Annotated in this window: 4 protein-coding genes; 1 reads left to right on the plus strand and 3 read right to left on the minus strand. The window is 77.6% G+C overall.

What is annotated here, in order from left to right; genetic code table 11:
• The coding region (locus tag KIK08_RS37520) for an ATP-binding protein (protein WP_214408071.1) at window positions 1–1,335 on the minus strand (1,335 nt) is incomplete at its 3' end.
• A gap of 171 nt (window positions 1,336–1,506) precedes the next feature.
• On the opposite strand from KIK08_RS37520, the gene KIK08_RS37525 reads away from it, so the two are divergent.
• On the plus strand, window positions 1,507–2,199 hold the full coding sequence (locus tag KIK08_RS37525) for a DUF5995 family protein (protein ID WP_214408072.1): 693 nt from the start codon (window positions 1,507–1,509) through the stop codon (window positions 2,197–2,199).
• 16 nt (window positions 2,200–2,215) lie between these two features.
• Here the strand turns inward: KIK08_RS37525 and KIK08_RS37530 are convergent, their stop codons facing one another.
• Window positions 2,216–3,568 (minus strand): MATE family efflux transporter, encoded by a 1,353-nt coding sequence (locus KIK08_RS37530; protein WP_214408073.1) that lies wholly within the window; start codon window positions 3,566–3,568, stop codon window positions 2,216–2,218.
• Window positions 3,565–4,178 (minus strand): class I SAM-dependent methyltransferase (locus KIK08_RS37535; protein ID WP_408004789.1); only part of this gene is annotated, 614 nt, incomplete at its 5' end. The genes KIK08_RS37530 and KIK08_RS37535, both read right to left, overlap by 4 nt.

The raw sequence follows: 4,178 nt of genomic DNA on the forward strand, positions 1-4,178 counted from the left end.
CGCGCGGTCGAGGCAGCCGACCCGGTCGGGCGCGCCCCGATGCCGGGCGCGATCGGCGAGCTCGGCGGCGTGCCGCCAGTGCCGGTGCGCCGCGCCGAAGTCGTGGTCCCGTCGGGCGCCTTCGGCCGCGGCGACGGCCGCGTCCAGCGCCCGCCCCTCCTCGCCTGCGGCGTGCCAGTGGTGCGCGAGCCGGGCGTGCAGGCCCGGCTGCGCGGGCTCCCGGTCGGCGGACAGCGCCTCGGCGTAGCGCCGGTGCAGGTCGATCCGCTCGCCGGGCAGCAGCTCACCCCGCACCACCTCGGTGAGCAGCCCGTTGCGCAGCCGGTAGGAGTCGCGGTGGGCCTCGCCGGCGCCCTCGGCCACGACGATCCCGGCGTCGGCGGCCTCGCGCAGCGCGCCGAGCAGCTCGGGGCCGTCGTCGAGCACGGCCGCCAGCAGCGGGTGCGGCAGCGGGCCGTCGGCCACCGCGACCGCGCGCGCCGCATGGAGCGCCTCGGCGGACAGCAGCGCCAGCCGCGAGGTCACCAGCTCGCGCAGGCTCGCCGGCAGGGCCAGGGGGTCGCCGTCCAGGGCGGCCCGCAGCGTCTGCTCGGCGATGAGCGCGTTGCCGAGCGAGCGCTCCCACACCAGCTCGACCAGGTCGGGGCGGTCCGGGGCGGCGGACGCGACCAGTTCGGCGACCGCCTCGCGCGCCAGCGGCGCGAGGTCGACGGTGCGGACCCAGTGGTGGCGGGCGAGCTCGCCGATGAGCACGCGGGCCGCGGCGGCGTCGCGGCGGCGACCGGTGCGGTGCGTGGCGACCAGCAGCACCCGCCCGGGCGGCGGGTCGGCGACGAGGCAGGCCAGCAGGTCGCGCGTGGCCCGGTCGACCCACTGCAGGTCCTCGACCACCAGCACCACGACCGACGCCTCGGCCAGCCCGGCGAGCACCCGGTGCAGCAGCTCCAGCACCTCGGCGCGCGACGGCGCGGACCCGGCCGGCATCGGGGCGAGCAGCTCGTCGAGGCGGTCGACCCACGGCCCGAGCCGGCCGGCGGCCGCCCCCCGCGGCGAGCCCAGCAGCGCGCGCAGCCCGGAGAGCACCGGCCGCAGCGGCGAGCTGCCCGCGACGCCGGTGGCGGAACCGGCCAGCACCACGGCGCCGGCCTCGCGGGCCCGCTCCAGCAGCTCGGCGACCAGCACGGACTTGCCGACCCCGGTCTCGCCGGTGACGAAGACCGCCGTCGTGCGGCCCGCGACGGCCTCGGCCAGCGCCGCGCCCAGCTCGGCCCGCTCCCCGTCGCGCCCGACGACGATCCGCCCGATCCCGGCGGACGGCGCTGACGGCCCGCTCACGTCGCCGACCGTAATCGGCCGATCTGAGCAGCGGCAGGCGGCATTCGGGTGCTGCCCGTGATCGGGGTGCACCCGACAGTGGCCGTCCTTCCAGTCAGCCGGTGTCGATGTATCACGTCCACATCAGGGTGCTCGTGTTCCTGGACGGCTCCGTTTCACCGGAGGAGGACGATGCCGCCGACCGGAGAACGCTGCCCAGTCGGGTCGATCGACGACGTCCTGCGCCGGCTGGTCGAGGTCCGCGACCGCGCGCTCGTCGCGGCGACGCCCGACACCGTCGACGGCGTCGCCGTGGTCGCCGCCCTCCTCCACGTCGTCACCTGCCGGGTCGCCGACCTCGTCGACGCCGGCCGGTTCGCCGCGCCGGCGTTCCTGGCCCGGCTCGTCGGCGAGCTCGCCGATCGCTTCACCGCGGCGCTGGAGCTGCACGCCGCCGGCTCCCCCGCGACGCCCGCGGCGTGGCGGCTGCTGTTCGACAGCCGGTCCGACCCGTCGGTGCCCGCCGCGGCCTTCGCCGTCGCGGGGGTCAACGCGCACCTCAACCTGGACCTCGCGGCCGCCCTCGTCAGCACCTGGGAGCACGTCCCGCCCGACGACGGCGGCCCCGCCTCGGCCCAGTACCGCGACTACTGCCTGCTCACCGATACCGTCGAGACCACGGTCGACCCGCTGCGCGAGGACCTCGGCGCGAGCGGGGCCGGCCACCTGGCCGACCTCGCCGTCCGGTTCACCCGCGACCTGGCCTGGGACGAGGCCCGCGAGGTGTGGACCGACGGCGCCGACGACGAGCGCCGGCTGCGCTCGGCCGAGAAGCTCGACGCGATCGCCGGGTGGCTGGCCCGGCCGCTGCTCGGCCGAACCTGACGCGGTGCCCGGCGGCTCAGGGCCGTTGGACGCCGACCACCGCCCACCGCCCCGACCGCAGCCGGGCCAGCACCGCCACCAGCCGCACCAGCATGAACCCGGCCAGCCCCGACCAGATGCCGGCCAGCCCCCAGCCGAACCCCAGCGACGCCCAGATCAGCGGCAGGAAGCCGAACACGGCCGCCAGCAGCGTGGTGGTGCGCAGGTACGCGGCATCGCCCGCGCCCAGCAGCACCCCGTCGACGGCGAACACGACGCCGGCGATCGGCTGCAGCGCGGCGAAGAACCACCACGGCACCGCGATCGCGGCCAGCACCGCCGGGTCCGGCGTGAACACCGGCGGCAGCACGCCGACCAGCGCCGCGAACAGCACACCGAAGCCCACCCCGAGCACCAGGCCGTACCGCGTGACCTGGACGGCCAGCGCGCGGGCACGCGCCCCGGCCCCGGCGCCCAGCGCCGCACCGACCAGTGACTGCGCCGCGATCGCCACCGCGTCCAGGACGAGCGCCATGAAGTTCCACAGCTGCAGCACGACCTGGTGCGCGGCGGCGTCCTCGGCCCCGAAGCGGGTGGCGACGGCGGCCGCGGACAGGAAGCACGCCTGGAAGGCGAGGCTGCGGGCCAGCAGGTCGCGGCCCAGGGCGAGCTGCTCGACCAGCACCGCGGGCCGCGGGCGGATCGAGCCGGCCCCGGCGCGGACCAGCGCGCCCAGGAACAGCGTCGCCGACAGGCTCTGCCCGATGACGTTCGCGGTGGCCGAGCCGACCAGCCCCATGCCCTCCCAGCCGCCGACGCCGTGCACCAGGGCCGGGCAGGCCAGCGCGGACAGGCCGTTGCCGGCCAGCACGAACACCAACGGAGCGCGGGTGTTCTGCACCCCGCGCATCCAGCCGTTGCCGGCCAGCGTGACCAGTACCAGCGGGGCCCCCAGCAGCGCGATCCGCAGCCAGGACTCCGCGGCGCCGGCGATCTCCGGCCGGTCGCCCAACGCGCGCGTGACCGGCCCGGCCACCAGCTGGCCGACGCCCAGCACCAGGAACCCGACCGCCAGCGCGAGCCAGGTGGCCTGCACGCCCTCGCCCACCGCGTCGGCCCGCCGGCCCGCGCCGTGCAGCCGGGCGGCGCGCGCCGTCGTGCCGTAGGACAGGAAGGTGAGCTGGCTGGTGACCTGGGCGAACAGCACCCCGGCCACCGCGAGCGCGGCCAGCGACACCGCGCCGAGCCGGCCCACGACCGCCGTGTCGACCAGCAGGTACAGCGGCTCGGCCGCCAGCACCGGCAGGGCGGGGGCCGCGAGCCGCAGCACCGCCCGCGCCGGGACCCGGTCCGGCGGTCCGTCGGCCTCCAGGTGGGGACCGCTCGTCATCCCGCGTCGCGCGGGCGGCGGCAGACGTAGACGAACGCGGGCGGCACGTTGCGCCACACCGTGGCGCTCACCACGACCTCGTCGAAGGTCTCGCGCAGCGAGGCGCGGAACCGGCGGGCCGCGGACAGCGTCATGCCGTGCAGGTAGGCGAAGGTGGTGAAGGCACCGGTCGGCCCGACGGCGTCGCTGATGCCGGCCAGCAGCTCGGCCTGCGTGGCGTCGTCGAACAGCGCCCACGGCAGGCCGCAGATGATGGCGTCGACCCGGTCGATACCGCGCTCGGCGAGCAGCGAGCGCAGGTGGGCCGCGTTGCCCTGGACGACCTCCAGCTCCGGGCGGGTCCGGTTCAGGTAGGCGACCATGTCCGGGTCGAGCTCCACGGCCAGGTGCCGCCCGCCCTCGGGCAGCCGGCGCGCGATCACCGCGCTGACCGCGCCGGTCCCCGGGCCGAGCTCGACGACCACCGGTTCGCCGCGCGACGGCACGATCGAGGCGAGCACCGCGCCGAGCCGCGGCGAGCTGGGCGCCACCGCACCCATGGTCGCCGGACGGCGCAGCGCCGCCGCCAGGAACGCGCGGCGGGCGTCGACGGGCCGCGGGGCGGAGCCGG

This window comes from Pseudonocardia lacus (assembly GCF_018531445.1).
GTDB classification, from domain to species: Bacteria; Actinomycetota; Actinomycetes; order Mycobacteriales; family Pseudonocardiaceae; genus Pseudonocardia; species Pseudonocardia lacus.

Bases quoted from the DNA above. Each gene is read 5' to 3' on its own strand.
- KIK08_RS37530 (WP_214408073.1), bottom strand. From the start codon at position 3,568: ATGACGAGCGGTCCCCACCTGGAGGCCGACGGACCGCCGGACCGGGTC.
- KIK08_RS37525 (WP_214408072.1), top strand. From the start codon at position 1,507: ATGCCGCCGACCGGAGAACGCTGCCCAGTCGGGTCGATCGACGACGTC.